This is a genomic window from Bradyrhizobium sp. B120 (genome assembly GCF_049075665.1).
Classification (GTDB): domain Bacteria; phylum Pseudomonadota; class Alphaproteobacteria; order Rhizobiales; family Xanthobacteraceae; genus Bradyrhizobium.
Genome location: NZ_CP185242.1, coordinates 1,434,947 through 1,459,699 on the forward strand (window position 1 = coordinate 1,434,947; position 24,753 = coordinate 1,459,699).

Sequence of the window (24,753 nt, forward strand, 5' to 3'; positions counted from 1 at the left end):
GCGTCTGCCGCGCGGGCTGGAAGATCGCGGCCCGGCCGCGATCAATGCCACGCGGGCGATGGTCGAGAAAATCCGCGCCGTCTACGAGCTCTACGGCTTCGAGCCGGTGGAGACGCCGGCGATGGAATATACCGATGCGCTCGGCAAATTCCTGCCCGACCAGGACCGGCCCAACGAGGGCGTGTTCTCGTTCCAGGACGATGACGAGCAGTGGATCTCGCTGCGCTACGACCTGACCGCGCCGCTGGCGCGCTATGTCGCGGAAAACTTCGGTACCGAAAGGTTGGTTCTGCCCTACCGCAGTTATCGCTTTGGATACGTCTATCGAAACGAAAAGCCGGGTCCCGGCCGTTTCCGTCAGTTTATGCAGTTCGACGCGGACACGATCGGGACGGCGCAGTCTGGACCAGCTGCTGCCGCGGCTGACGCTGAGATTTGCATGATGGCGGCCGACACGATGGAGGCGCTTGGCATTCCCCGCGGTAGCTATGTCGTAAAAGTGAATAACCGCAAGGTGCTGGACGGTGTGATGGAGAGCATCGGGCTCGGCGGCGACGAGAATGCGGTTCGCCGCCTCACCGTGCTCAGAGCGATCGACAAGGCCGATAAGTTTGAGTGGGTAGAAGTAGAAAAGCTACTCGGGCCTGGAAGGAAGGATGAAAGCGGTGATTTCACCAAAGGCGCTGGGTTAGACGCCGAACAGATTGAAGCTGTTCGCCAAAGCTTGCAGTTCAGATTCAAGTTTGAGCAACTGCCAGATGGCACATGGCACAACCACTTGGAAGGTGAGTTACCAAAGCGCTTCTTTCAAATGGAAGGCGAGAGTCTCTTTAGCGTCGGGCTCTCGGAGCTAGGAGAAATTGCAAGGCTAGTCGCCGCTGCCGGGTACCAAGGCGATCGGGTCCGCATCGATCCCTCGGTCGTTCGCGGCCTCGAATACTACACCGGCCCGGTCTACGAGGTTGAGCTGCTGCTCGACACCAAGGACGAGAAGGGGCGCCCGGTGCGGTTCGGCTCGGTCGGTGGTGGTGGACGCTACGACGGTCTCGTGTCGCGCTTTCGCGGCGAGCCGGTGCCTGCCACCGGCTTCTCGATCGGCGTCTCGCGCCTGCAGGCCGCGCTGACGATGCTCGGCCAGCTCGATACGCAGGCCGGGTTCGGGCCCGTCGTCGTCACCGTGTTCGACCGAGATCGCGTCGCCGACTACCAGAAGATGGTCGCAGAGCTGCGTCAGGCCGGCATCCGCGCCGAGCTCTATCTCGGCAACCCGAAGAACATGGGCAACCAGCTCAAATACGCCGACCGCCGCAACTCGCCCTGCGTCATCATCCAGGGCTCCGATGAGAAGGCGCGCGGCGAGGTACAGATCAAGGATTTGATCGAGGGCGCCAAGGCGGCGGCTGCGATCGCGTCCAACCAGGAATGGCGCGAAACGCGCCCCGCCCAGTTCTCTTGCGCAGAGGCGGATCTGGTCGCCAAGGTCCGCGAGGTGCTCGCGCGCCACGGCGTGAGCTGGGGATAGCTGGTTTGTCGTGCGCGGGCTTGACCCGCGCATCCATCTTCAAAAAGATGGCGCGCCAGCCAGACCGGCGGATGACTGGTCTGCGCAACAACAACAAGGGAGTTATTCCGATGCCCGAGATCACTGTCAGCATGGCCGCCGGCCGCACCGACGAGCAGAAGGCCGGCATGATGCGCGACATCACCCAGGCGCTGGTGAAGAACCTCGGCGTCGACGCCGACGCCGTCGTGATCCAGATCAACGAAGCGCCGTTGCATCACAAGATGAAGGGCGGCAAGACCTTCGTCGAGCGCGCGGCTGCGGCGAAGAAATGACGCGCGAAAGCGCGTCATCCCGGGGCGCGCATTAGCGCGAACCCGGGATCTCGATCAACAATCTCCAGATTCCGGGTTCACGCTTCGCGTGCCCCGGAATGACGAGCAAGGCACCAATGGACGCACGCGACTTCATCAAGATCGGCATGAGCGCCGAGCGCATGCTCGTGGTGCCGCCGGAGCGCACGGTCGGGCATTTCGTGCCGGGCATGCCGATGGTCTATGCGACGCCGATGATGATCCTCGACATGGAGATGGCGTCGGGTGATGCCATCCGCGCTGCGCTGCAGCCCGGCTGGGTCACGGTCGGGACCGAGGTCGATATCCGCCATCTCGCCGCCGCGCTCGTCGGCGCCACCGTGCGGACCACCGCAAGTGTGGTCGCAGTCGAGCGCCGCGTGATCCGCTTCGAGGTCGAGGCCTTTGAGGGCGGGCGCAAGCTCGGCGAAGGCCGCCACGCCCGCGGCCTGATCAATGTCGAGAGTTTCAACAGGCGGCTCGGCGCGGCCTAGACCGCACATTCAGACGTCATCCTGAGGAGCGCGTAGCGCGTCTCGAAGGATGGGCGGCGGGCCGTGCACCCTTCGAGGCTCGCTCCGCTCGCACCTCCAGCGACAAAGGCGAAGCCTTTGCGCGGGGATGACGGGATCAGCAGGAGACTACTTCGCCAATTCCTTTGAGCGTCGCGTCGCCGCAGCGATGGCGCGGGTCATCAGTGGCTGCATGCCGTCGCTCGCCATCAGCACCTCGAGCGCGGCCGCGGTGGTGCCGCCGGGCGAGGTGACATTCTGCCGCAGCGTCGCCGACGGCAGATCCGAGCGATGCAGCAACTCGCCGGAGCCGGCGACGGTCGCGCGCGCCAGCGTGGTCGCGAGTTGCTCGGGCAAGCCGGCCGCGACGCCGGCGCGGGCGAGCTCCTCGGCGAGCAGGAAGACATAGGCCGGGCCGGAGCCGGAGACCGCGGTCACCGCGTCCATCAGGCCTTCATCGTCGACCCATTCGACCAGCCCGGTCGCCTTCAGCAGCGCGTCGGTCATGGCGCGCTGCGCGGCGGTGACGCGCTTTGAGGGCACCGCGACCGTGATGCCGCGGCCGATCGCCGCCGGCGTATTCGGCATCGCGCGCACCACCGCGCCGCCGACCACTTCTTCCAATGAGGAGATCGTGGTGCCGGCCATGATCGAGACCACGAGTGTCGATGGACCGACCAGCGCCTTCAGCGCAGCGCCGGCGTCGCGGAACGATTGCGGCTTCACCGCGACGACCAGCGTGTCGACCGTGCCGAGATCCGTCGCTCGCGGATTGAGCCGCACGCCCTTGGCGGCCAGCGCGGAAATCTCCGGCGAGATATGCGGATCGATCACCGCGACATGCTTGGGCGAGAGGCCCTGCGCTAGCCAGCCGGTCAGCATTGCGCCGCCCATCTTGCCCGCGCCCGCAAGCGCGATGGTGCCGGAAGTGTTCGTCAATGCGCTGCTTGTGTTCACGGGTGGCTCCACAAACTCTGTGTCGTCCCTGCGAACGCAGGGACCCATAACCACAGGCGGTTCTAGTGAAGCGTGGCGCCAGCCACAAGCAGTTTGCGTGAGCCCCGCGGCCGCGGAGTATGGGTCCCTGCTTTCGCAGGGACGACACCGAACGTGTGGAGGCGTCGCGCTACAGCCGCTTACGCCTCGCCCTCGGTATCGAACATCGCCGCGGCCATCGCCTCGGCGGTCGACTTGCCGGCCCACACCACGAACTGGAACGCCGGATAGTAGCGCTCGCAGGCATGGATCGCGTTGACCACCATGGCCTCGCATTGCGCGGTGGAGGCGGTGAGGCCGCCGGGCAGCACCAGCGCCTGACGATGCATCACCATGCCGGTGTGGGTCCACAGGTCGAAATGGCCGACCCATAGTTGTTCGTTGATGGCGGCGACCAGCCGCTGCACCTCGGCGCGCCGCGCTTGCGGCATCTTCATGTCGAAGGCGCATGCGAGATGCAGCGCCTCGATCTCTCCCATCCAGGTGAAGGAGAGCTGATAATCGATCCAGTCTCCCTTGGAGACGATCGTCACCTCGTCTTCGCCGGAACGCTCGAACGCCCAGTTGTTGTCGGTGGCGATATCTTCGACCACCGCAAGCGGGTTGTTCCGGGAATCGATAATGCTTTCGAGGAGGGACATGCCGTCTCGGACCTTGTTCTTATGATCGCTTGATACGCACACGGAAGCCGGCACTTGCGACATACTGCGTCGTGGCCGAGTGCAGTTCCTTGACCGGGCTTCCGGATGCCCCTGGACCTGACGCCGATGAAGTGATGTGATTTGCGGAATCCGCGCAACCGCACGCCGAGTCCGTCCACAGCCAAAGCGCGCATCGTCCACAGCTGATCTCCGCCACACTTGTGATTTTGCGAACAAATCGGAATCTAGGCGTTCGCGTAACGATTTATTAACCATTGGCAGGCGCTTCGCCGCACACGTGAATCAGCCTTTCGGGCGCTCACATCTCTCTGCAAGGGCCGCGGCGCGCTCATGGGGACATGCCGTTTCCCCATGCCAAAGGTGCTTGCCCAGCTGTCGCGGTTTGGTCATATTTCGCCTCAGGCACGTCCATCCCGGGCGTGCCGATGTTCTCAGGGCGGGGTGAAAATCCCCACCGGCGGTAAAGGGTGATGAGCCCAAGCCCGCGAGCGCCTTCTTCCGCGAAGCCGGAGGAAGGGTCAGCAGATTCGGTGCAATTCCGAAGCCGACGGTTACAGTCCGGATGAAAGAGAACGGTTGCGGCAGCCAACGCGATATTCGCGTGGGCTTGTGTCGTTGTCCGTGTGCCCTGATTCTGGTCCTGAAAGAGGAAAGCCATGAATCAGATGTTGCAAGACGCTGAAGTCCAGACCTCCCAAGCAGAAAGTGTTCCGGATACGCCGGCTCGTCCGCCGGCGCCGGAGCATCCGCACTTCGCCAAACCGCAGCGCGTTGCCTTCGTGCAGTCGTCCTGGCATCGCGATGTGGTGGAAGAGTGCCGCATCTCCTTCCTGAAGGAGATCGAGGCGCGCCACATCACCAATGTCGATGTGTTCGAAGTGCCGGGCTCGTTCGAGATCCCGCTGCATGCGCAACTGCTGGCGAAGACCCGCCGCTACACCGCGATCGTCGCGGCCGGGCTCGTTGTCGATGGCGGCATCTACCGCCACGAGTTCGTCGCCGATACCGTGATCAAAGCGCTGATGGATGTGCAGTTGCGCACCGAGGTGCCGGTGTTCTCGGCGGTGCTGACGCCGCAGCAATTCCACGAGACCGAGGTGCATTACGACTTCTTCCGCAAGCACTTCGTCATCAAGGGGATCGAGGTCGCGGAGGCCTGCGCCAACACGCTGCTCAGCCTCGAACGGCTGCGCGGCCAGGTCGCGGCGGGGATACCTGGCTAACGCGCATGATCCGGAAAAGTGCGAAGCGGTTTTCCGAAAAGATCATGCGCAGATAAGAAGCGCGTCAATAGATCAAGGCCCGACGCAAAAGCGATTCCGGCATGCGTGCCGGGATCGCGCTCGCAGCCAGCGCGTTCGGTTATGCTTGCCGGCATAATCAGAACGCGCGGGAGGCGCTCATGACCGAACAACATTCCACCGACTGGCTCGGCCTGTCCGGCCGCGTTGCCGTCGTCACCGGCGGAGGCGGCGGCATCGGCCGCGCCACCGCGGTCAGTTTCGCGCGCGCCGGCGTCAGGGTCGCGGCCCTCGATCGCGACGAGCGCGGGCTGACGGAGACCGAGGCGAAGCTTCGCGAATTCGGCGATGGTCATCTCGTCGCAAGCTGCGACACGACCAGCGAGGATAACATCGCGGCGGCTGCCGATGCCGTCGCGCGCACGCTTGGCTCTTGCGACATCCTCGTCAACACCGCGGCGGTGCTGCGCCCCGGCGGGCTCGACACGCTGCCGCTCGCCGAATGGAATGCGGTGCTGGCGGTCAACCTCACCGGCTACTTCATCTGCGCGCGGGCGTTCGGCCGCCAGATGCGCAAGGCCGGACGCGGCAGCCTCATCCATGTCGCCTCGATCGCCGCCAGCAATGCGCAGGGCCAGAGCGGCGCCTACAGCGTCAGCAAGGCCGCCGTCGTGATGCTCTCGCAGCAGCTCGCCGCCGAATGGGGACCGCACGGCATCCGCAGCAATGTGGTCAGCCCCGGCCTCGTCGTCACGCCGATGAGCCAGGCGTTCTACGACACGCCAGGGGTCACCGAGCGGCGCACCGCTGTGGTGCCGATGCGCCGGATCGGCGCGCCGCAGGATATGGCGGACGCGACCCTGTTCCTGGCAAGCGACCGCGCGTCATACGTCAATGGCGAGGAGATCATCGTCGACGGCGGCTATGCGCGGACGCTGATGAGCCACGTGCCGCGGCCGGGGTTTTAGCGGAGTGGGTGCCGCAAACCCGGTGTCGTCCCGGCCTTGAGCCGGGACCCATAACCACGAATGTGATTTGATTTACAACGCTGGAGCCACAGCCTTCGCAACAACAACGGACTGTGGTTATGGGTCCCTGCTTTCGCAGGGACGACGGTTAATCGAACAGGCTGGAGACCGACTCTTCCGCTGCGGTGCGGCCGATCGCTTCGGCGATCAGGCCGGCGATCGAGATCTGGCGGATGTTCGGTGCCTTGTTGACGGCTTCGGTCGGCAGGATCGAGTCGGTGATGACCAGCTCCTTCAGCCGCGACGAGGCGATCCGCGCGGCGGCGCCGCCGGACAGCACGCCGTGGGTGATGTAGGCCGAGACTTCCTTGGCGCCGTGCGCGATCAGCGCCTCGGCCGCGTTCACCAGCGTGCCGCCGGAATCGACGATGTCGTCGACCAGGATGCAATTGTAGCCGGCGACGTCGCCGATCACGTTCATCACCTCGGACTCACCGGGGCGCTCGCGGCGCTTGTCGACGATCGCAAGCGGGGTGTTGATGCGCTTGGCGAGGCCACGGGCACGCGCCACGCCGCCGACGTCGGGCGACACCACCATGACCTTGGCGAGGTCGAACTTCTCCCTGATATCGCGCACCATCAGGGGCGCCGCGAACAGATTGTCGGTTGGGATGTCGAAGAAGCCCTGGATCTGGCCGGCGTGTAGGTCGAGCGTCATGACGCGGTCGACGCCGGAGTGCGAGATCAGGTTGGCGACGAGCTTGGCCGAGATCGGCGTACGCGAGCCGGACCTGCGGTCCTGCCTGGCGTAACCGAAATAGGGCACCACCGCCGTGATGCGGCGCGCCGAGGAACGGCGCAGCGCGTCGGTGATGATCAAAAGCTCCATCAAATTGTCATTGGCCGGATACGACGTCGACTGAATGATGAACATGTCCGAACCGCGGACGTTCTCCTGGATCTCGACGAAGATCTCCATGTCGGCGAAGCGCCGGACCACGGCCTTGGTCAGTTCGATGCCAAGTCCCTTGGCAATGTCCTGCGCCAGCGCAGGATTGGAGTTGCCGGCGACGAGCTTGATTGATCCGTTCTTTGCCGACATCGATGCTTCCCCCCGCGCCTTGCTGGATACGACGTTCAGCATCTCAAGTCCTTACAGAACCGGCGGGTTTTCGGTGCGCGAGGGAATATCAGGCAGGCGGCGCCGATGGCAACCCATTAGGCGCTTCGGCCCACGTTTTCCTGGGCAAAAAACGCCTTTCCCCGGGAGATTCCGGGGGTTAGTTGGCGGAATAGCTGAGTGCCACGGTTTCGGGCGTGGCGGGGGCCGGGGCGCTGACCATCGCCGGCCCACGGAGCTCCGGTGCCGGGGCGGGCGCCGGGCCACCATTGATCATGCCGGACAGGCCGCTGAGGCCGGCCTGGGCGATCTTGCGCAGCACCAGATCGTCGGCGGCAGCCCAGGCGTCGCGGCCGGCTTTGCCGGCGGGCTCTTCGCCGGACAATCGGAGCGCGCGTTGCTGGTTGCTGTCGTAGACGTCCCATACCCACGCAATCATGGTGCGGCCGCGCACCACCTGCGCCGAGAGATAGCTGCGCACGCGATAGGCCGCGGTGGCCTGGCGCGACACGATCGACAGGCTGCGCAGCTTGGATTCGCTGTCGAGCACGCCCACCATGCGGTCGAACACCTGGGGCGGCGGGCCGTCGATCGATTCGAAGGCGACGGTTGCGCCGCCGCTCGCGGGCGTCGCCATTGCGTAGGAGTCAGCCACGTTGCCGCCGGCCGCGCATCCGCCAAGCGCGGACGCAATCGCGAGCCATGTGGCTGCGATCGCGACACGCACGACTGTCCCAGTTTGAAACTGGTGGTTTGACGCTTCCCTCATTGCGTCCTGCGATATCGTTAAAACGGCTTAACGTCTAGGGCAGGACGGCCACAGCACTTAACGATCCGGGAAGAGGACCGAATTCCTTTCGCGATATTTCTGGCTCAGTCGGCCAGATGATGCCGCATGGCTTCGGTGATCCAGGCCCACTCGCGGTTCGGGCTCGCGTCCGGCGACTGCCCGCGCATGATGGCGACGAGTTCCCAGTAGCGGGCCGCACGGGCGTCGTGCAGGGCGTACTTGCGGCGAATCCAGCTGCGGAATTCGAGGTCGGGTTCGCGTTTCAGCAATCGCGCCGACGTCGCCAGCCAGTCGCGTGCCAGCACCTGGCCCGCCTCCGACTCCGGCCCGAGGTCGCGCGCGATGATCTCCCTGGCCTTGGCCAGCACGGTTTCGTTGGCCGCTTGCCAAGCAGCGAGATCCAGCACGTGGTGATTCCACACATCCTCCGCGTTGGCGCGAAGGTTGGCGACGAGGGAGGGATCGCCCAGCATCTCCGAAAGCTCGATCCACGCATCGCATTGCTCTGGCGTCGGCTCGTCGGGCAATTCGGGTACGCTGGTCTCGATCATCTGCCGGATCCATTTCCGGTCGATGTTGATGCCGTCGGACACCTTCTCGAAAAAACTTTCGACGACGTTGCGGCGCTCAGCGCGGGATAGCTGCGTCATGGTCAGGAATCTCCGTAAGTCTGCTTCGGTGAGTTGCGGTGAACGCAACGCAGCCCGCAGGGCCGAGGCGACGCGGCGCTGGGCCGCGATCTCCGCTTCCAGCGTCTCGAGACGGAGCTTGAGCGCCTCGACCAGCGAGAGTTCCTTGGTCAGGACCTCGCGGATGGCGTCGAGACCGAGCCCCGCATCGCGCAGGCAGCGGATCAGGTCGAGGCGAACCAGTTCATCGTCGGTGAAGACGCGATAGCCGCTCGCGGTGCGGCCGGCCGGCGGCAGCAACCCCTGGTCCGCATAGAAGCGGAGCCTGCGGACGGAAATTCCGCTGAGCCGCGCCGCCTCGCCGATGCTGTAGGTGCGTTGTGTCATGCGCCGCTTGTCCGGTCTCCAGCAGGTGGAGAGTCAAGGCGGTTGTCGCATAAAAACGAAGATGACGCCCGGCGTCAGCTTTCCAGCGCGATGGCGTGAACGAGCCGGCCGTAATCGGCTTCCTTGCGGTGCACGGAGCGGCGGTAGCTGAAGCAGCGCTCGTCGGAGTAAGTGTCGATGCCGAGATCGTCGATCATCAGCACGCCGGCATTTTCCAGCCGCATCCGGATGAAGCCGGCGAGATCGAACATCGCGTGGCCGTCGCGCTCGGCGGGCATGAAGAACATGCCGTTCTCGGCATCGGCCTCGATGAAGCGTTCGACGAATTCACGTCCGACCTCGTAGGATTCCTTGCGTATCAGCGGGCCGATGGCGGCGACGATGCCGCCGCGCTCGGCGCCGAGCTTCTCCATCGCATCGATAGTCGATTCCAGCACGCCGGTCAGCGCGCCCTTCCAGCCGGCATGCGCCGCGCCGATCACCCGCGCATGGGGATCGACGAACAGGATCGGACCGCAGTCGGCCGTCGTGACCGATATCGCCAGACCCTCCGTGCGTGTGACGAGCGCGTCCGCCTTCGGGCGCGCGGCGTGATTCCATGGACCAGTCACGGTCACGACGTCGGGCGAGTGCACCTGATGCACGCTGATCAGGTGCTTGGACGGCACGCCGAGCTGCTCGGCCATCCGCCGCCGGTTCTCGGCGACCTTGGCCGGATCGTCGTGCGAGCCGAGCCCGCCATTGAGGCCGGCATAGATGCCCTCGGAGACGCCGCCCTCGCGCGAGAAGAAGGCGTGGCGCAGGCCCGGAACGGCCGACAGCAGCGGTGATCCCAATGTCATTGTTCGGTCTCGTCAGGCTGATCGCTGAGGCCGGCGATCGAGGTGAGGCGCGGGTCGGAGATGGCCATGACCTTGAACATCGAGCCCATCCCGCCGCGTCCGGAATCGGTCAGGCGCTTCAGCGCGCCGGCAATGTCGGCGGAGACCTCGGGTGAGGCTTTCGCCATCAATCCGGCGGCACGGGCCTCGACGCCGAGGCGCTTGAGGAAGTCGCCCTGCGTCGCCGGCCCGTGAACGCGCGCGCCGACATCCTCGGCGGCCTGCGCCAGGGCCTGGAAATCGACATGCGCCGTCACGTCGGCCTGTCCCGGGTTCCTCAGCGGGTCGGCGAAGCTGTGGCGCGCGATCGCCTGGAAGGTGTCGCCGGCGTCGCTGCGCAGATGGCCGTAATCGATGATCAGCGCGGCGCCGTCCTGGTCGCGCAGGCGCGTTGCGAGCTTCATGATCTCGCTGTCAGGCCGCCATTCAAACACCGCGCCGAGCGGGGCGGCGCGCATCAGCGGCGGCAGCAGCACCTCGAAATGCGGTGTCGGCTCGGCGGCGGGCGCGAAATACAGATTGCCATTGGCATCCATCCCGACCGTGCGCTCGTGCCAGCCGGTCTCGCGGCGGACCATCTGGTGGATCGGCAGCACGTCAAAATATTCGTTGGCGAGGATCACCGCTGGCCCCTCCGGCACGTCGTCGATGCTGTCGTGCCAGGTGATGTTGCGCACGCCGGTCAGCGTGGCGTGCTGCTTCTCGCGCAGCACCGGATTGACCTCGACGAGGTGGATGCTGAGCGACTGGTAGAGCGGCGGCAGCACGCGCAGCGCACGCAGCGCATCCGACATCATGGTGCCGCGGCCGGGCCCGAGCTCGATCAGGCGGAGCGTGTCCGGCGACCCGATCGCGCGCCAGATCGAGGCGCTCCACAGCCCGAGCAGTTCGCCGAACATCTGGCTGACCTCGGGCGCCGTGGTGAAATCGCCCTCGCGGCCGAGCGGATCGCGCGACAGATAGTAGCCGTAGCGCGGATGCATCAGGCACAATTCCATGTAGCGCCAGACCGGCATCGGCCCGGACAGCTTGATCAGCTTCCTGATCTCATCCAGCAGTGGGGAGGGTTCGCTCACGGCCTTCCTTGGATTGCACTTGCTCTACATTGAACTCGGCGCCGGCCCGTTCGCCCTGCGGCGAATGGCGGCCGTGATGATGATAGCGCCCACGATGATCATTGGCACCGACAGCAGCATGCCCATGGTTAATCCGCCCCACAGGAATCCGAGCTGCGGATCGGGCTCCCTGAAATGCTCGCCGATGATGCGGGCAATGCCGTAGATCGCAATGAAGCTGCCGAGGATCAGGCCGGGCCGCTTCAGCGCCCCCATCCGGATCATGATCGCCAATGCCGTGAACAGCACGATGCCCTCGAGCCCGGCCTCATAGAGCTGGCTCGGATGGCGCGGCAGCGGTCCGCCATTGGGGAAGATCATGGCCCAGGGCAGGCTCGGATCGGCGTGACGGCCCCACAATTCACTGTTGATGAAATTGGCGAGCCGGCCGAGGAACAGCCCGATCGGCGCCACCGCGGTGGTGATGTCGCCGAGCGACAGGATCGGGATGTTGTTGCGGCGGGCAAACAGCATCACGGCGGCGACGCAGCCGAGGAAGCCGCCGTGGAACGACATGCCGCCCTTCCACAATTCCAGGATCTCGGACGGGTGCGCGATGAAGAAGGGCAGGTTGTAGAACAGCACATAGCCGGTGCGGCCGCCGACGATGATGCCGATGGTGACCCAGAGGATGAAATCGTCGAGCTGCGGCAGCGTGATCGGCGCCGGGCCGCCCCACAGCCGCTCCTTCTTGATCAGCGAGCGGGCGTAGATCCAGCCCAGCACGATGCCGACGATATAGGCCAGCGCATACCAGCGGATCACGATCGGCCCGAGCGCGAGCGCGACGGGGTTGAACACCGGAAAGTCGATCAGCAGGAACGGCATCGGGATCAGAGCGCTTTCGTGTAGACGGCGTAGGGCACGCCATGAATGGGCGGAGCGTCATGCACCTTGCTGAAGCCCATCCTGAGATACATCGGCAAGGCGACCGTCATGATGGGGCTCGTGTGAAGCGCAATGGTCCGGCACCGGTCGCGCCGCGCCCTGGCGAGGCATTCCGACGTCAACGCATGCCCGAGTCCCTTGCCCCTGTCGACTGTGTCGACGCTGTCGACGACCAGCATGCGAATGACCGGCCATGCCTGATCGAAGAATGCGGCCTTTTTGACGCCGGGCCCAAAATAGCCGACCGCGCCGGCCAGCCGGCCGCCGAGCTCGGCGACGATGATCTCGCCGCCGGAACTCAATTCAGAAGTCTTTGACTGGCCGGCGCGCATCGCCGGCCAGTCGTCGAAGGCGTCACGGAATTGCTCGAAGGCTATCACCGCAAGCCGGTTCACCTCATTGGCGTCGGAGCTTCGGTAGCCTCGAATGCGCGGGGCCTCCGCCATCCCTGTGCTTCGGGCCTCAGACCAGGTTGCGGCGATAGAGCGCGAGCAGCCGCTCCCAATGGCGTTCGGCGGCGTCGCGGTCGTAGACCGGGCGCTTGGGGAAGGCGAAGCCGTGATGGGTGCCGGGATAGATCTCGACCTCGTTGGTCGAGCCCTTCATGCCCGCCTTCACCTGCTCGATGATCTCCGCTGGGGCGTAGATGTCGGTCTCGGCGCAGGCGAAATAGAGCTCGGCCTTGGTCTTCTGCGCGGCGAGATGTGGGCTGTCGGGCTGGTCGGTCGCCAGATGCGTGCCGTAGACCGAGGCGGCGGCCTTGACGCGATCGGCGAAATGCGTCGCCGCGTTCACCGCATAGCGGCCACTCATGCAATAACCGACGGTGCCAATGATCTTGGTGTTGGCGGGCTTCTGGGTCTCGGCGTAGCCGAGCAGGCCCTTGGTGTCTTCCATGACCAGCGGGATGTTGAGCGAGTGCATCAGCTCGAACATCCGCTTGCGCTCGGGCGATTCCGGATCGGGATTGATCGGGCCGAGCTCCATCGCGCCGGCGCGGTAATACATATTGGGCAGCATCACATAATAGCCCGACGTGCCGAGCCGGCGTGCCATGTCGCGCAGCTCCTCGCGGATACCAGGCGCATCCATGTAGAAGATGACGACAGGGAAGGGGCCGCCGCGCTCGGGATGGGTGATGAAGGTGGTGGTTTTGCCGTCCTTGGTCGGGATATCGACGGTCTGCTCGATCATGGCGTTTCTGCTCGCGTTATGTGTGCGATTTCTGTTGTGAGTTCATACGATTGCAAGGAAACCGGAGCATGACAAGGCAAGCGCCCGTAAGGTCTGCCATTCGCGGCGGACTTGAACCGGATGGCAGGGATCGCCATTGTCTTTTGCGCAAGCCAGTGAATGCGGAGAGTTTTGCCAGATGACCCAGACCAGCAACCGGTTTTTCGATGAGATCGGCCGTCTGATGAACGACGCCGCGGGCGCAGCCCAGGGCGTCAAGCGTGAGGTCGACACGGTCATGCGCAACCAGGCCGAACGGATCCTGCGTGACCTCGATGTGGTCAAGCGCGAGGAATTCGACGCGGTCAAGGACATGGCCCGCCTGGCACGCGAGGAGAACGAGGCGCTGAAGGCGAGGATCGCCGCGCTGGAAGCCAAGCTGGGTGGTTCGGCGGGCTGATCTTCCACCCTCCCCTGGAGGGGGAGGGTCGGCTCACAATTGAGCACAGCGAAATGTGAGCCGGGGTCGGGTGACGGTTCCTCCACCTGAATGGTGCTCGTGTTGAGAGATCACCCCACCCCAGCCCGCATTTCGCTTCGCTGCATGCGGTCCGACCCTCCCCCTCCAGGGGAGGGTGAAGAAAGAAAATCTCCTTCATTTCCTTGTCATTTCGGCCCTTTGGGGCTAAAAGCCCGCCACGTCCGCGGCCCCCGCACCCCTGGAGGCTTGCTGTGGACCTGAGCATGGGCCGCGCTGCGGCCTTTAACTTTTTAAATACAAGGACTTAACGCTATGGCGACCGTCAAGGAATTGAAGGCGACCGCGCGTCCGAAGAGCGGCAAGGGGGCCGCCCGGGCAGAGCGTCGCGCCGGGAGAGTTCCCGGAGTGATCTACGGAGACAACCAGCCCCCCGTCACCATCTCGGTCGACGATCGTGAACTGCGTCAGCGCATCCTGGCCGGCCGGTTCCTGACCACGATCTATGACATCGACCTCGAGGGCAAGAAGCACCGCGTGATTCCGCGCGACTTCCACCTCGACCCGGTGAAGGACTTCCCGCTCCATGTCGACTTCATGCGGCTTGGCGAAGGCGCGACCATCCGCGTCAGCGTGCCGCTGCACGTCGTCAACGCGGAAACCGCCCCCGGCATCAAGCGCGGCGGCACCGTGAACATCGTCACCCACGCGCTCGAACTCGAGTGCGCGGTCGACAACATTCCGCAATACATCGAAGTCGACGTCGGCAGCCTCGAGATCAGCTACTCGCTGCATCTCTCCGAGGTCACGCTGCCCAAGGGCGTGAAGTCGCTGACCCGCGAGGACGCGACGCTGGTCACCATCGTCCCGCCGTCCGGCTACGCCGAAGAGCAGAAGGCCGCAGCTGCGGCGGCTGCTGGTGGCGCTGCTCCGGCCGCGGGTGCTGCAGCTCCGGCTGCGGGTGCTGCGGCTCCGGCTGCGGGTGCTGCGGCTCCGGCCGCGGGTGCCAAGGCTCCCGCCGGCGGTGGCGACAAGAAGAAGTAATCGATCAGGTCGGCGCGCGATCGTCTGATGGCGCGCCGACGCGGGATGCCGCGCCATGCGCCTTTTTGTCGGTCTCGGTAATCCTGGCGCGAAATACGCCAGCAACCGGCACAATATCGGTTTTCTGGCGGTCGACGAGATTGCACGGCGTCATGGTTTCGGACCATGGCGCCGTCGCTTTCAGGGCGAGACCTCCGAAGGTGTCGTCGATCGTGAGAAGGTCGTGCTGCTGAAGCCGACCACCTACATGAACGAGTCCGGGCGCGCGGTGCAGGAAGCGGCGAACTTCTTCAAGCTCGCCCCCTCCGACATCACCGTGTTCCAGGACGAGCTCGAACTGCCGCCCGCCAAGGTGCGGGTCAAGATCGGCGGCGGGATTGCCGGCCATAACGGGCTGCGCTCGATCTCCGCACATATCGGCAACGAATATCGGCGGGTGCGGCTCGGGATCGGTCATCCCGGCGTCAAGGAGCTCGTGCACAGCCACGTGCTGTCGGACTTCGCCAAGAGCGACCGGGCGTGGGTGGAGGCCTTGTGCCAGGCCGTCGCCGACAATGCCGGCCTGCTGGCTGCGGGGCACGACGCCTCGTTCGCCAACAAGGTGCATCTGACGATGCAGGCCAAGGGATTTTTCGACAAGGGTGAGGATGGCGGCAAGGAGCCGGCCTGATCTCGCTTCATCGTCATCGGCACGAGCCCGCCATGACGAACCAGAGAATATTGAGGACGACATGGGATTCAAATGCGGGATCGTCGGGCTGCCGAACGTCGGCAAGTCGACACTGTTCAATGCACTGACCGAGACGGCGGCCGCCCAGGCCGCGAACTATCCGTTCTGCACCATCGAGCCGAATGTCGGCGAGGTGGCGGTGCCCGATCCGCGGCTGGAGAAGCTGTCGGCGGTCGCGAAGTCCGCGCAGATCATCCCGACCCGGCTGACCTTTGTCGATATCGCGGGCCTAGTGCGCGGCGCGTCCCAGGGCGAGGGCCTCGGCAACCAGTTCCTCGCCAACATCCGCGAGGTCGACGCCATCGCCCATGTGGTGCGCTGCTTCGAGGACTCCGACATCACCCATGTCGAAGGCAAGATCGCGCCGCTCGCCGACATCGAGACCATCGAGACCGAGCTGATGCTGTCCGACCTCGACAGCCTGGAGAAGCGCGTCGACAATTTGTCGAAGAAGGCCAAGGGCAACGACAAGGAAGCCAAGGAGCAGCTCGAGCTCGTCAACCGCGCGCTGGTGCTGTTGCGCGACGGCAAGCCGGCGCGTGGGCTCGAGCGCAAGCCGGAGGAGGAGCGCGCGTTCCGCATGCTCGGGCTCCTGACCTCGAAGCCCGTGCTCTACGTCTGCAACGTCGAGGAAGGCTCGGCCAAGGACGGCAACAATTTCTCCAAGGCGGTGTTCGAGCAAGCCAAGAAGGAAGGCGCGGTCGCGGTGGTGATCTCGGCCAAGATCGAATCCGAGATCGCGACGCTGTCGCGCGCCGAACGCGCCGAGTTCCTGGAGACGCTGGGCCTCCAAGAGGCCGGGCTCGACCGGCTGATCCGCGCCGGCTACCAGCTGCTCGACCTCATCACCTATTTCACGGTTGGCCCGAAGGAAGCCCGCGCCTGGACCATCGACCGCGGCACCAAAGCGCCCGCCGCCGCCGGCGTGATCCACACCGATTTCGAGAAGGGCTTCATCCGCGCCGAGACCATCGCGTATGAGGATTATGTCGCCGGCAATGGCGAAGCCGGCGCACGCGATGCCGGCAAGCTGCGGCTCGAAGGCAAGGACTACGTCGTCGCCGACGGCGACGTCATGCATTTCCGGTTCAACACCTGAGCGCGATCGCTAGCCGAGTGTAACAGCGGCGGCGAACCGAGCCCCCGCTTTCTCCCCACGTCGTCCCGGGCAAGCGAAGCGCGACCCGGGACCCATAACCACAGGGCACTGTTGTTGCGCGACGCTGTGGCCCCAGCCCGCTTCATCCCCACGTCCTGTGGTTATGGGTCCCTGCTTTCGCAGGGACGACACTGAATGTGCGGCGCCGCTCTTTCCGCATGTCGTCCCGGGCAAGCGACTTGTCCGCCGTAGCTCTACGAGCGAAGGCGGATGCGCGACCCGGGACCCATAACCACCAATCTTCGTGATTGATGAGGCTGGGGCCCCAGCGTCTTCTTATTGCTGGCTGCTGTGGTTATGGGTCCCTGCCTTCGCAGGGACGACACGGAGTGTGCGGATAGCGCACAGCCAAACAGCGCTCACCTATCCGCGCGGCCGATCACATCCATCAGCTCGGCGATCTTGCGCCGCTGGTCGGCCTTGTCGCCGGACGAGATCGCATGCTCGACGCAATGGGCGACATGATCGCGCAGCACCTCTTCCTCGACGCGGCGCAGCGCCGCGCGCGCCGCGGCGATCTGCGTCACCACGTCGATGCAATAGCGGTCTTCCTCGACCATGGCGGCCAACCCGCGGATCTGACCTTCGATCCGTTTGAGCCGTTTTAGACAGGATGTCTTGACGTCGTCTCTCATAGGTCTCATATACCCCCCTAGGGTATACAAATCAAGAGGCCGGGATACCGGCCGGGAAGAGTCTTCGTGGCAGACGCAAAGCACGACCATTCGCGCGCCGATCATCACCATCATGGCGCGGCCGCGCATTCCTGCTGCGGCGGCAAGCATGATCACGACGCGACGCCGGCGGAAGCGACGTTCGCGATCGATCCGGTCTGCGGCATGAAGGTCAATCCGGCGACCGCCAAGCACCGCTTCAGCTACCAGGGCGAAGAGTATCTGTTCTGCAGCGGCCGTTGCCGCGAGCGTTTCGAGGCCGAGCCGGACAAGTACCTCAAGCCGCGCGAACCCGAGCCGCCGATGCCGGCCGGCACGATCTACACCTGCCCGATGCATCCCGAGGTACGCCAGGTCGGTCCCGGCAGCTGCCCGATCTGTGGCATGGCGCTCGAGCCGGAGCAGATCTCGCTCGACGACGGGCCGGATCCCGAACTGATCGACATGGTCAGGCGGTTCTGGATCGCGCTGGCGCTGACGCTGCCGGTGTTCGTGCTCGAGATGGGCAACCATCTCGGGCTGATGCATCTGGTGCCGCAGACCTGGTCGAACTGGATCTCGTTCGTGCTGGCGACGCCCGTCGTGCTGTGGGCCGGCGCGCCGTTCTTCGTGCGTGGCTGGCAGTCGGTGGTGACGCGCAATCTCAACATGTTCACCCTGATCGCGATGGGCGTCGGCGTCGCCTATCTCTACAGCGTGGTCGCGACATTGGCGCCGCAGCTGTTCCCGCCGGCGTTCCGCGACATGCATGGTGCGGTCGCGGTGTATTTCGAGGCGGCGGCCGTGATCACGGTGCTGGTGCTGCTCGGCCAGGTGCTGGAATTGCGGGCCCGCGCGCAGACCTCGGGCGCGATCCGCGCGCTGCTCGGCCTTGCGCCCAAGACCGCGCGGCGCGTCACCGATCACGGTGACGAGGATATCGACATCGACGCGATCAAGGTCGGCGACCGCCTGCGCGTGCGCCCCGGCGAGAAGGTGCCGGTCGACGGCGTCGTCATCGAGGGTAGCGCCGTCATCGATGAATCCATGGTCACGGGTGAATCGATGCCGGTCACGAAGGCGGAAGGCGAGAAGGTGATCGGCGGCACCGTCAACCAGAGCGGCGGCCTCGTGATGCGCGCCGAGAAGGTCGGCCGCGACACCATGCTGTCGCGGATCGTCGACATGGTGGCGAAGGCGCAGCGCTCGCGCGCGCCGATCCAGCGGCTCGCCGATCGCGTTGCCGGCTGGTTCGTGCCGGCCGTGATCGCCGCGGCCGCGCTCGCCTTCATCGCCTGGACGCTGTTCGGCCCCGAGCCGCGGCTGACCTTCGCGCTGGTCGCCGCGGTCACGGTGCTGATCATCGCCTGTCCCTGCGCGCTGGGGCTGGCAACGCCGATGTCGATCATGGTCGGGGTCGGCCGTGGCGCGCATTCCGGCATCCTGATCCGCGACGCGCAGGCGCTGGAGCGGATGGAAGCGATCGACACGCTGGTCATCGACAAGACCGGTACGCTCACCGAAGGCAAGCCGAAGGTCGTGCGCATCATCGCGGCCGAAGGGTTCGACGAGAATGACGTGCTCCGCCTTGCCGCCAGCGTCGAGCAGGGCAGCGAGCATCCGCTGGCGCAGGCGATCATCGCGTCCGCCAGGGAGCGCAAGCTCGCATCGGCGGCCGTCAGCAACTTTGCCTCGCCCTCCGGCAAGGGCGCGACCGGAACGGTCGAGGGCAAGCAGATTGCGCTCGGCAATGCGGTGCTGATGAGTGAGTTGAAGATCGTAACGTCAACTCTGGATCAGGCTGCCGAGGCCGCGCGGCGCGATGGCGCGACGGCGATCTATGTCGCGGTCGACGGTCGCGTCGCCGGCGTGATCGCGATCGCCGATCCTGTCAAGCCGTCAGCGGCCAGTGCGCTGCAGGCGCTGCGCGCCGAGGGCCTGCGCATCGTGATGCTGACCGGCGACAATGAGACCACCGCGCGCGCGGTGGCGAAGACGCTCGGCATCGACGAGGTCGAGGCCGGCGTGCTGCCGGAGCGCAAGAGCGAGGTCGTGCAGCGGCTGCGCGGCGAGGGCCGCACCGTCGCGATGGCGGGCGATGGCGTCAACGACGCGCCGGCGCTCGCCGCGGCCGATGTCGGCATCGCGATGGGCGGTGGCACCGATGTCGCGATCGAGAGCGCCGGCATCACGCTGCTGACCGGCGACCTGATGGGCCTGGTCCGGGCGCGGCGCCTGTCGGTCGCAACCATGCGCAACATCCGCCAGAACCTGGCGTTCGCCTTCGTCTACAACGCCGCCGGCGTGCCGATCGCGGCCGGCGTGCTGTATCCGCTGTTCGGCATCCTGCTGTCGCCGATGCTCGGCGCCGCGGCGATGGCGCTGTCTTCGGTCAGTGTGATCGGCAACGCGCTGCGGCTTTCGAGGGTGAAGCTGGACTGAGCAACAGTGCCTCGTCCCGCAAACGCGGAGCGAGGCAGTGCCACTGCGTAGCCCGGATGAAGCGAAGCGAAATCCGGGGCGGTCCTACCGTGTGCGCGACTCCCGGATTTCGCTGCGCTGCATCCGGGCTACGGGAGTTAAGCCGGCTGCAGCAAAAGCTGCGCGCGCCGCTCCATTTCGGCATCGAGCCAGGTTGCAAGATCCTCGCTCACCTCGACCATCGGCAGCCGCACCTCGGGGCTGTCGATCAGCCCCTGCCGCCACAGCCAGTGCTTGGCCGGCGCCGGGCTCGGTTCCGCGAACAGCAGCCGGGTCAGGCCGAGGACGCTCTGCCAGGCGGCGAGTGCCGCGTCGCGCTTGCCCTGCCGCAGCAGCGTGCGGATCGAAGCGAAGGTGTCTGTTTCGAGATGCGCGGACAGCAGGATCGCGCCGTCGGCGCCGTCCGAGAGCGCATCGAATGTCTGCGCGTCCTCGCCGGTCAGCACGCGGAAGCCGGCGGGCCGGCGGTTGAGGAAGTCGATCGACTGCGCGCGGTCGGCAGAGCAATCCTTCATGCCGACGATGTTGGGATGTTCCGCGAGCGTCAGCAGCGTTTCATTGGTCAGGTTCACCGCCGTGCGATAGGGAATGTTGTAGAGCACGACCGGCCACGACGCGTGATCGGCCAGCGCGTTGAAGTGCTGCACGAGCCCGCGTTGCGAGGGCCTGATGTAATAGGGGCTCGCGATCAGGTAGCCGTTGATCGGCCAGTCGGCCGTATCATCCAGCGCATCCTTCATCCTGGCCGTAGAGGCGCCGGAGAGCCCGAGGCAGACCGGCAAATGGCGGGAGTTGGCACTGAGCTCGTCGAGTACGACGCTAACCAGGCCCTCCAGCTCATCGGTGCTGAGCGCCATGCCTTCACCGGAGGTTGCACCGAGGATGAACCCGTCGACGGGGCCGCCGGCATAGTGCCGCACCAGGCGGCGTAGCGAGGTGACGTCGAGTTCGCCGTCACGGAACGGCGTGATCAGGGGCAGCCAGAGGCCCTGCAATTGCTGGTGTAGCTCAGTCATGTTCCATCTCCTTGAGAAGGCAAAGCCGGAGACGGGACCAACAAAAAACCCCGTCCAGGCGGCGGGGTTTCGGGATCGGTCTGAATGCGAAGGTGATCTTATCGCGCGCGATCTCGTGTCCCCGGGAGGGGAGCTTTTTTCGACGACAGAACGGCGCACGAAGTCGTGATCATTGGATAATGATGCTGCGCTGCGAGGTTGTTGTCAATCCACATGCTGACCGTGACGTGCGGCACGTTCGAGCGTGACATCAAGGTGAAAGACCTGGAGTTGAAAGACATGGAGATGAAAAAAAGCCGGGCTCGATGAGCCCGGCTTAAGGTATTGGCCACGTGAGGCCGACACAATCACCTTCCAAGAGGGATTACTGAACTTCCGCGCCACTGGAGGAGGGGGACATATGCGCGACGCGACCGCTCAGCGTGTAACCACTATGATCCCCATCGACGCCCTGCAGCAACTATCCAGGTCGCATGTCAGTCATGCGGAGATTTAGGGGCCTCTTGGGCCAGCGCGGCAAGCCTATAAACCAGCCCTATAAGGGCGGCTTAATCAGGACGGCCAGCGCTGCGCCTTGCTGACCACGAAGTCGCGGAACACCTGCACCCGGGCCACCGTCTTCAGCTCTTCCGGATAGACGAAGTAGGTGTCGAGCGCGATCGAGTCGGACTCGCCGAACAGCTGCACGAGGTTGTTCTGTTCGACCAGATAGTCCGGCAACGCGGCGATGCCGAGGCCCTGCTGGCAGGCGCGCACCAGGCCAAGGATGTTGTTGACCTTGAAGTAGGGTTCGCGCGGACCGGAGCCGTTGCGGCCGGCATCGATCAGCCAGCTGCGGTTCTGCAGATGCGGCGGCACCTGCGAGTCGCCGAGCATGATGATGCGATGCGAGTCGAGATCATCCAGCGTCCGCGGCGTGCCGAAGCGCTTGATATATTCCGGCGAGCAATAGGCATGGAAGCCGATCGAGAACAGCTTGCGCTGGATCAGGTCAGGCTGGGTCGGCTTGCGGGTGCGGATCGCGACGTCAGCCTCGCGCATCGACAAATCGAGATCCTCGTCGGTGACGATCAGCGAGATCCGGATGTCCGGATAGAGCGCGACGAACTCGTCGAGCCGCGGGATCAGCCAGTTGATGCCGAGTGCCGGCGGCGTGGTGATCTTGAGGTCGCCGCTCGGCCGCTCGCGGCTGTCGGTGAGCTTTGCGCGCGCCGCCTGCAGTTGCATGAACACGTCATGCGCGGTGCGGAACAGCAGGTCGCCCTGCTCGGTGAGGATCAGGCCGCGGGCATGGCGGTGAAACAGCGAGACCGAGAGCTCCTGCTCCAGTGCGCTGACCTGGCGGGAGACCGCCGATTGCGACAGGCCGAGCTGCTCGCCGGCATGCGTGAAGCTGCCAGCCTCCGCCGCCGCGTGAAAGACCTTCAGCTTGTCCCAATCCATATCCGTAAATCCGTCGCGAGAGCGTGCCATGATTATTCCGCCGCTGCGCGATCGCTCGCGCGAAGAGCAATGAAGCGTTCTGCCTCGAGCGCTGCCATGCAGCCGAGGCCGGCGGCGGTGACCGCCTGCCGAAAGGTTTCATCCGCCACGTCGCCCGCGGCGAACAGGCCGGGCATCGAGGTCGCCGTGGAGTTCGGCGCCACCTCGACATAGCCCGACGGTTTCAGCTTGATCTGGCCTTTGACGAGCTCCGTCGCCGGCGCATGGCCGATCGCGACGAAGACGCCGTCGGTCTTGAGGTCGGTCAGCGCGCCGGTCTTGACGTTCTTCAGCCGCACATGGGTGACCTTGTTCGGGTTCTCCGATCCGCAGATCTCGTCGATCGCCGAATCCCACACCACCTTGATCTTGGGATGCTTGAACAGCCGCTCCTGCAGGATGCGCTCGGCGCGGAAGTGATCGCGGCGATGCACGATGGTGACCTGCGAGGCATGATTGGTCAGGTACAGCGCTTCCTCGACCGCGGTGTTGCCGCCGCCGACCACCACGACGTCCTTGCCGCGGTAGAAGAAGCCGTCGCAGGTCGCGCAGGCCGACACGCCGCCGCCCTGGAATTTCTCTTCCGAGGGCAGTCCGAGCCAGCGCGCCTGGGCGCCGGTGGCGAGGATGACCGTCTCGGCGAGATAGACGTCGCCGGAATCGCAGGTCAGACGAAACGGGCGGTGGCCGAGCTCCAGCTTGTTGACGAGATCGGTGACGATCTTGGTGCCGACATGGGCCGCCTGCTTCTCCATCTGCTCCATCAGCCAGGGGCCCTGGATCACATCGGCGAAACCGGGGTAGTTCTCGACGTCGGTGGTGATGGTGAGCTGCCCGCCCGGCTGAATGCCCTGGATCAGGATCGGTTCGAGCATCGCGCGCGCCGCGTAGATCGCTGCGGTGTAACCGGCTGGGCCGGACCCGATGATGACGACCTTGGCATGGGTAGGCGCGGGCATTGTGAGATCCCTCTGTTTTGGGGATTTTGATCAAGGACTTGTGCGGGAAGCGCCCCGGAAACGCGTCACGGCGGCGCCAAAAGTGTCAAATCCAAGTCTAGGATATCTGGGAAGCTATGCAAGATTTGCAATCCATGGCAGCGATTTTTCCCCGGAACTGAAGTCACATTCGCGAAATCGTGCGCTGCACGCGCAATAAAATTGCGCAATGCCGGCTGCCTGCGCTATGAGAGTTGCCGGCAGACCTGCCAAACCTTCCGAACCCTGAGGGAACCCAAGTCGCGTGTCGAAGAACCTTGACGAGATCGACCTCAAAATCCTCGCCGAGATCCAGGCCGATGGCCGAATCACCAATGTGGAACTCGCCAAACGCGTCGGGATCTCGCCGCCGCCCTGCCTGCGCAGGGTCCGGGCGCTGGAGGAGGAAGGCTACATCCAGGGCTACCGCGGCCTGCTCGATCCGCGCCGCCTCGGCTACGACGTCACGGTGTTCGCCTCGGTGCATCTGTCGAGCCAGGCCGACGCCGACCTCCGCGCCTTCGAGAATTTCGTGCGCGCCGAGCCGTTGGTGCGGGAATGCTGGATGCTGTCGGGCGAAGTCGATTTCATCCTCAAATGCGTCGCCCCCGACATGGCGACGTTCCAGGATTTCGTCACCCACCTGACAGCCGCGCCGCATGTGCGCAACGTCAGGACGTCGCTGGTGCTGCACAATTCGAAATACGAAGCCGCGGTGCCGCTGGGCGTGAAGGCGGCGGGCTGAGTCCCGCGCGAGTCATTCCGGGGCGATGCGTTAGCATCGAACCCGGAATCTCGAGATTCCGGGTTCGACCATTTCATTCGCGCTGCGGATATGACTGCGATTACCTCTTGCGCATCGCGTCGACGCTGATCGGGCCGGGGCCCGAGGTCGCGAGATACAGGCAGGCAAAGCAGAACGCGATCGCCAGACTGCCGTTGTTGAGCAGTGGATAAAAGCCTTTGGGGAAATGGCCGAGGAAGTAGGCGAAAGCCATTTCGCCAGCCAAGATGAAGGCCACGATGCGTGAGAACAGGCCGATCATCAGCAGCGCGCCCAGGACCAATTCGAGAGTGCCGGCTGCGCCGATCAGCGAGAACAGTTCGACCTTTTCGAACATTGTCCCGGGTGGGAATTTGAAGAGCTTTGCGACGCCAAACTGAAACAGCAGCAGTCCGGTGATGAACCGAAACAGGCTGAGCGCTATCGGCTGAAACCTGGAAAACATCTGATCCATGTCAGTTACCCCCTCTTTGACACGTTAGAACGTTGCACGAAGCGAATACACGGTGTCCGCCACCCGAGTGTGATGTCAACACCTTGCACCTGGAATCATTCCTCGCTCCACGGAAGTTGCGAGAGAACGCAGCAGTGACACGGTGACACGCCGCGATGCGTGTTGCGACGCAATCATCGGCTCCGCTCCAGTCCCCGACATGATTATGCTGCATAAACATGTCACGGCCTCACTAGTATGCCGCCTACCCGCTCTCCACTCACATTGCTGTCAGACAGG

The 24,753-nt window shown here is 64.8% G+C and carries 26 protein-coding genes and 1 riboswitch; of the genes, 11 read left to right on the forward strand and 15 right to left on the reverse strand.

The features are described from left to right. Window positions 1–58: 58 nt before the first annotated feature. The 3 genes from hisS (at window position 59) to ACOIX3_RS06865 (ending at window position 2,348) form a co-directional block, all read left to right on the forward strand. Window positions 59–1,522: a histidine--tRNA ligase gene (gene hisS, locus ACOIX3_RS06855; protein ID WP_420971673.1), complete on the forward strand. Its 1,464-nt coding sequence runs from the start codon at window positions 59–61 to the stop codon at window positions 1,520–1,522. 110 nt (window positions 1,523–1,632) lie between these two features. Then, window positions 1,633–1,836, forward strand: coding sequence for a tautomerase family protein (locus tag ACOIX3_RS06860; RefSeq protein WP_044538952.1), 204 nt, complete (start codon window positions 1,633–1,635; stop codon window positions 1,834–1,836). Between the two features lie 116 nt (window positions 1,837–1,952). Beyond that, window positions 1,953–2,348: a thioesterase family protein gene (locus ACOIX3_RS06865; RefSeq protein WP_420969012.1), complete on the forward strand. Its 396-nt coding sequence runs from the start codon at window positions 1,953–1,955 to the stop codon at window positions 2,346–2,348. Window positions 2,349–2,495: 147 nt separating this feature from the next. Here the strand turns inward: ACOIX3_RS06865 and proC are convergent, their stop codons facing one another. Further along, window positions 2,496–3,371 (reverse strand): pyrroline-5-carboxylate reductase, encoded by an 876-nt coding sequence (gene proC, locus ACOIX3_RS06870; protein WP_420971674.1) that lies wholly within the window; start codon window positions 3,369–3,371, stop codon window positions 2,496–2,498. Between the two features lie 131 nt (window positions 3,372–3,502). Beyond that, the gene (locus ACOIX3_RS06875) at window positions 3,503–4,003 is read right to left on the reverse strand and encodes a YbjN domain-containing protein (protein ID WP_016844492.1); all 501 of its coding nucleotides are present in this window, start codon (window positions 4,001–4,003) and stop codon (window positions 3,503–3,505) included. A gap of 444 nt (window positions 4,004–4,447) precedes the next feature. Further along, window positions 4,448–4,602, forward strand: a riboswitch (FMN riboswitch). Window positions 4,603–4,680: 78 nt separating this feature from the next. Here ACOIX3_RS06875 and ACOIX3_RS06880 point away from each other — a divergent pair. Beyond that, window positions 4,681–5,247 carry a 6,7-dimethyl-8-ribityllumazine synthase gene (locus ACOIX3_RS06880; RefSeq protein ID WP_420969013.1) on the forward strand — a complete coding sequence of 189 codons (567 nt, stop codon included), beginning with the start codon at window positions 4,681–4,683 and terminating at the stop codon, window positions 5,245–5,247. A gap of 179 nt (window positions 5,248–5,426) precedes the next feature. After that, complete coding sequence (locus ACOIX3_RS06885; protein WP_420969014.1) at window positions 5,427–6,233, forward strand: SDR family NAD(P)-dependent oxidoreductase; 807 nt, start codon at window positions 5,427–5,429, stop codon at window positions 6,231–6,233. 148 nt (window positions 6,234–6,381) lie between these two features. On the opposite strand, the gene ACOIX3_RS06890 is transcribed toward ACOIX3_RS06885, so the two are convergent. The 8 genes from ACOIX3_RS06890 to ACOIX3_RS06925 form a co-directional block, all read right to left on the reverse strand. Beyond that, the gene (locus ACOIX3_RS06890; protein WP_171948021.1) at window positions 6,382–7,335 is read right to left on the reverse strand and encodes a ribose-phosphate pyrophosphokinase; all 954 of its coding nucleotides are present in this window, start codon (window positions 7,333–7,335) and stop codon (window positions 6,382–6,384) included. A 178-nt stretch (window positions 7,336–7,513) separates the two neighbouring features. Continuing rightward, window positions 7,514–8,122 carry a hypothetical protein gene (locus tag ACOIX3_RS06895; protein WP_420969015.1) on the reverse strand — a complete coding sequence of 203 codons (609 nt, stop codon included), beginning with the start codon at window positions 8,120–8,122 and terminating at the stop codon, window positions 7,514–7,516. A 104-nt stretch (window positions 8,123–8,226) separates the two neighbouring features. Then, on the reverse strand, window positions 8,227–9,159 hold the full coding sequence (locus tag ACOIX3_RS06900; protein ID WP_420969016.1) for a MerR family transcriptional regulator: 933 nt from the start codon (window positions 9,157–9,159) through the stop codon (window positions 8,227–8,229). Between the two features lie 74 nt (window positions 9,160–9,233). After that, window positions 9,234–10,001: a peptidoglycan editing factor PgeF gene (gene pgeF, locus ACOIX3_RS06905; protein WP_420969017.1), complete on the reverse strand. Its 768-nt coding sequence runs from the start codon at window positions 9,999–10,001 to the stop codon at window positions 9,234–9,236. Further along, entirely contained in the window at window positions 9,998–11,056 is a 1,059-nt protein-coding gene (locus tag ACOIX3_RS06910; protein WP_420971675.1) for a class I SAM-dependent methyltransferase, read from the reverse strand. The genes pgeF and ACOIX3_RS06910 overlap by 4 nt, the downstream gene beginning before the upstream one ends. Window positions 11,057–11,140: 84 nt before the next feature. Further along, the gene (gene lgt, locus ACOIX3_RS06915) at window positions 11,141–11,983 is read right to left on the reverse strand and encodes a prolipoprotein diacylglyceryl transferase (RefSeq protein ID WP_375776901.1); all 843 of its coding nucleotides are present in this window, start codon (window positions 11,981–11,983) and stop codon (window positions 11,141–11,143) included. 5 nt (window positions 11,984–11,988) lie between these two features. After that, entirely contained in the window at window positions 11,989–12,489 is a 501-nt protein-coding gene (locus tag ACOIX3_RS06920) for a GNAT family N-acetyltransferase (RefSeq protein ID WP_420969018.1), read from the reverse strand. A 16-nt stretch (window positions 12,490–12,505) separates the two neighbouring features. Beyond that, complete coding sequence (locus ACOIX3_RS06925) at window positions 12,506–13,237, reverse strand: dienelactone hydrolase family protein (RefSeq protein WP_420969019.1); 732 nt, start codon at window positions 13,235–13,237, stop codon at window positions 12,506–12,508. 178 nt (window positions 13,238–13,415) lie between these two features. Between ACOIX3_RS06925 and ACOIX3_RS06930 the strand changes: the two genes are divergently transcribed. The 4 genes from ACOIX3_RS06930 (at window position 13,416) to ychF (ending at window position 16,567) form a co-directional block, all read left to right on the forward strand. After that, window positions 13,416–13,676 carry an accessory factor UbiK family protein gene (locus tag ACOIX3_RS06930; protein ID WP_038388183.1) on the forward strand — a complete coding sequence of 87 codons (261 nt, stop codon included), beginning with the start codon at window positions 13,416–13,418 and terminating at the stop codon, window positions 13,674–13,676. A 333-nt stretch (window positions 13,677–14,009) separates the two neighbouring features. Then, the gene (locus ACOIX3_RS06935; protein WP_420969020.1) at window positions 14,010–14,738 is read left to right on the forward strand and encodes a 50S ribosomal protein L25/general stress protein Ctc; all 729 of its coding nucleotides are present in this window, start codon (window positions 14,010–14,012) and stop codon (window positions 14,736–14,738) included. Window positions 14,739–14,793: 55 nt separating this feature from the next. Next, window positions 14,794–15,408, forward strand: a complete 615-nt coding sequence (gene pth / locus ACOIX3_RS06940) for an aminoacyl-tRNA hydrolase (protein WP_420969021.1) — start codon at window positions 14,794–14,796, stop codon at window positions 15,406–15,408. A gap of 61 nt (window positions 15,409–15,469) precedes the next feature. Next, window positions 15,470–16,567 carry a redox-regulated ATPase YchF gene (gene ychF / locus ACOIX3_RS06945; RefSeq protein WP_420969022.1) on the forward strand — a complete coding sequence of 366 codons (1,098 nt, stop codon included), beginning with the start codon at window positions 15,470–15,472 and terminating at the stop codon, window positions 16,565–16,567. Window positions 16,568–16,986: 419 nt separating this feature from the next. On the opposite strand, the gene ACOIX3_RS06950 is transcribed toward ychF, so the two are convergent. Further along, window positions 16,987–17,262 (reverse strand): metal-sensitive transcriptional regulator, encoded by a 276-nt coding sequence (locus ACOIX3_RS06950; RefSeq protein WP_097671571.1) that lies wholly within the window; start codon window positions 17,260–17,262, stop codon window positions 16,987–16,989. A gap of 66 nt (window positions 17,263–17,328) precedes the next feature. Between ACOIX3_RS06950 and ACOIX3_RS06955 the strand changes: the two genes are divergently transcribed. Continuing rightward, window positions 17,329–19,722, forward strand: a complete 2,394-nt coding sequence (locus ACOIX3_RS06955) for a heavy metal translocating P-type ATPase (protein WP_420969023.1) — start codon at window positions 17,329–17,331, stop codon at window positions 19,720–19,722. A 137-nt stretch (window positions 19,723–19,859) separates the two neighbouring features. On the opposite strand, the gene ACOIX3_RS06960 is transcribed toward ACOIX3_RS06955, so the two are convergent. The 3 genes from ACOIX3_RS06960 to trxB all read right to left on the reverse strand — a co-directional run bounded on the left by ACOIX3_RS06960 (window position 19,860) and on the right by trxB (window position 23,218). After that, a complete protein-coding gene (locus ACOIX3_RS06960; protein ID WP_420969024.1) occupies window positions 19,860–20,777 on the reverse strand; it encodes a 4-hydroxy-tetrahydrodipicolinate synthase family protein in 918 nt (305 codons plus the stop codon). A 552-nt stretch (window positions 20,778–21,329) separates the two neighbouring features. Next, entirely contained in the window at window positions 21,330–22,250 is a 921-nt protein-coding gene (locus ACOIX3_RS06965) for a LysR family transcriptional regulator (RefSeq protein ID WP_029081982.1), read from the reverse strand. Window positions 22,251–22,252: 2 nt separating this feature from the next. Then, a complete protein-coding gene (trxB, locus tag ACOIX3_RS06970; RefSeq protein WP_420969025.1) occupies window positions 22,253–23,218 on the reverse strand; it encodes a thioredoxin-disulfide reductase in 966 nt (321 codons plus the stop codon). A 283-nt stretch (window positions 23,219–23,501) separates the two neighbouring features. Here trxB and ACOIX3_RS06975 point away from each other — a divergent pair, with 283 nt between their 5' ends. Next, window positions 23,502–23,981, forward strand: a complete 480-nt coding sequence (locus ACOIX3_RS06975; protein ID WP_298367171.1) for an Lrp/AsnC family transcriptional regulator — start codon at window positions 23,502–23,504, stop codon at window positions 23,979–23,981. A 100-nt stretch (window positions 23,982–24,081) separates the two neighbouring features. On the opposite strand, the gene ACOIX3_RS06980 is transcribed toward ACOIX3_RS06975, so the two are convergent. Then, window positions 24,082–24,474, reverse strand: a complete 393-nt coding sequence (locus ACOIX3_RS06980) for a DoxX family protein (RefSeq protein WP_420969026.1) — start codon at window positions 24,472–24,474, stop codon at window positions 24,082–24,084. Window positions 24,475–24,753 lie beyond the last annotated feature (279 nt).

Bases quoted from the DNA above. Each gene is read 5' to 3' on its own strand.
- hisS (WP_420971673.1), top strand. From the start codon at position 59: ATGGTCGAGAAAATCCGCGCCGTCTACGAGCTCTACGGCTTCGAGCCG.
- ACOIX3_RS06860 (WP_044538952.1), top strand. From the start codon at position 1,633: ATGCCCGAGATCACTGTCAGCATGGCCGCCGGCCGCACCGACGAGCAG.
- ACOIX3_RS06865 (WP_420969012.1), top strand. From the start codon at position 1,953: ATGGACGCACGCGACTTCATCAAGATCGGCATGAGCGCCGAGCGCATG.
- proC (WP_420971674.1), bottom strand. From the start codon at position 3,371: ATGGGTCCCTGCGTTCGCAGGGACGACACAGAGTTTGTGGAGCCACCC.
- ACOIX3_RS06875 (WP_016844492.1), bottom strand. From the start codon at position 4,003: ATGTCCCTCCTCGAAAGCATTATCGATTCCCGGAACAACCCGCTTGCG.
- ACOIX3_RS06880 (WP_420969013.1), top strand. From the start codon at position 4,681: ATGAATCAGATGTTGCAAGACGCTGAAGTCCAGACCTCCCAAGCAGAA.
- ACOIX3_RS06885 (WP_420969014.1), top strand. From the start codon at position 5,427: ATGACCGAACAACATTCCACCGACTGGCTCGGCCTGTCCGGCCGCGTT.
- ACOIX3_RS06890 (WP_171948021.1), bottom strand. From the start codon at position 7,335: ATGTCGGCAAAGAACGGATCAATCAAGCTCGTCGCCGGCAACTCCAAT.
- ACOIX3_RS06895 (WP_420969015.1), bottom strand. From the start codon at position 8,122: ATGAGGGAAGCGTCAAACCACCAGTTTCAAACTGGGACAGTCGTGCGT.
- ACOIX3_RS06900 (WP_420969016.1), bottom strand. From the start codon at position 9,159: ATGACACAACGCACCTACAGCATCGGCGAGGCGGCGCGGCTCAGCGGA.
- pgeF (WP_420969017.1), bottom strand. From the start codon at position 10,001: ATGACATTGGGATCACCGCTGCTGTCGGCCGTTCCGGGCCTGCGCCAC.
- ACOIX3_RS06910 (WP_420971675.1), bottom strand. From the start codon at position 11,056: ATGCCGGTCTGGCGCTACATGGAATTGTGCCTGATGCATCCGCGCTAC.
- lgt (WP_375776901.1), bottom strand. From the start codon at position 11,983: ATGCCGTTCCTGCTGATCGACTTTCCGGTGTTCAACCCCGTCGCGCTC.
- ACOIX3_RS06920 (WP_420969018.1), bottom strand. From the start codon at position 12,489: ATGGCGGAGGCCCCGCGCATTCGAGGCTACCGAAGCTCCGACGCCAAT.
- ACOIX3_RS06925 (WP_420969019.1), bottom strand. From the start codon at position 13,237: ATGATCGAGCAGACCGTCGATATCCCGACCAAGGACGGCAAAACCACC.
- ACOIX3_RS06930 (WP_038388183.1), top strand. From the start codon at position 13,416: ATGACCCAGACCAGCAACCGGTTTTTCGATGAGATCGGCCGTCTGATG.
- ACOIX3_RS06935 (WP_420969020.1), top strand. From the start codon at position 14,010: ATGGCGACCGTCAAGGAATTGAAGGCGACCGCGCGTCCGAAGAGCGGC.
- pth (WP_420969021.1), top strand. From the start codon at position 14,794: ATGCGCCTTTTTGTCGGTCTCGGTAATCCTGGCGCGAAATACGCCAGC.
- ychF (WP_420969022.1), top strand. From the start codon at position 15,470: ATGGGATTCAAATGCGGGATCGTCGGGCTGCCGAACGTCGGCAAGTCG.
- ACOIX3_RS06950 (WP_097671571.1), bottom strand. From the start codon at position 17,262: ATGAGAGACGACGTCAAGACATCCTGTCTAAAACGGCTCAAACGGATC.
- ACOIX3_RS06960 (WP_420969024.1), bottom strand. From the start codon at position 20,777: ATGACTGAGCTACACCAGCAATTGCAGGGCCTCTGGCTGCCCCTGATC.
- ACOIX3_RS06965 (WP_029081982.1), bottom strand. From the start codon at position 22,250: ATGGCACGCTCTCGCGACGGATTTACGGATATGGATTGGGACAAGCTG.
- trxB (WP_420969025.1), bottom strand. From the start codon at position 23,218: ATGCCCGCGCCTACCCATGCCAAGGTCGTCATCATCGGGTCCGGCCCA.
- ACOIX3_RS06980 (WP_420969026.1), bottom strand. From the start codon at position 24,474: ATGGATCAGATGTTTTCCAGGTTTCAGCCGATAGCGCTCAGCCTGTTT.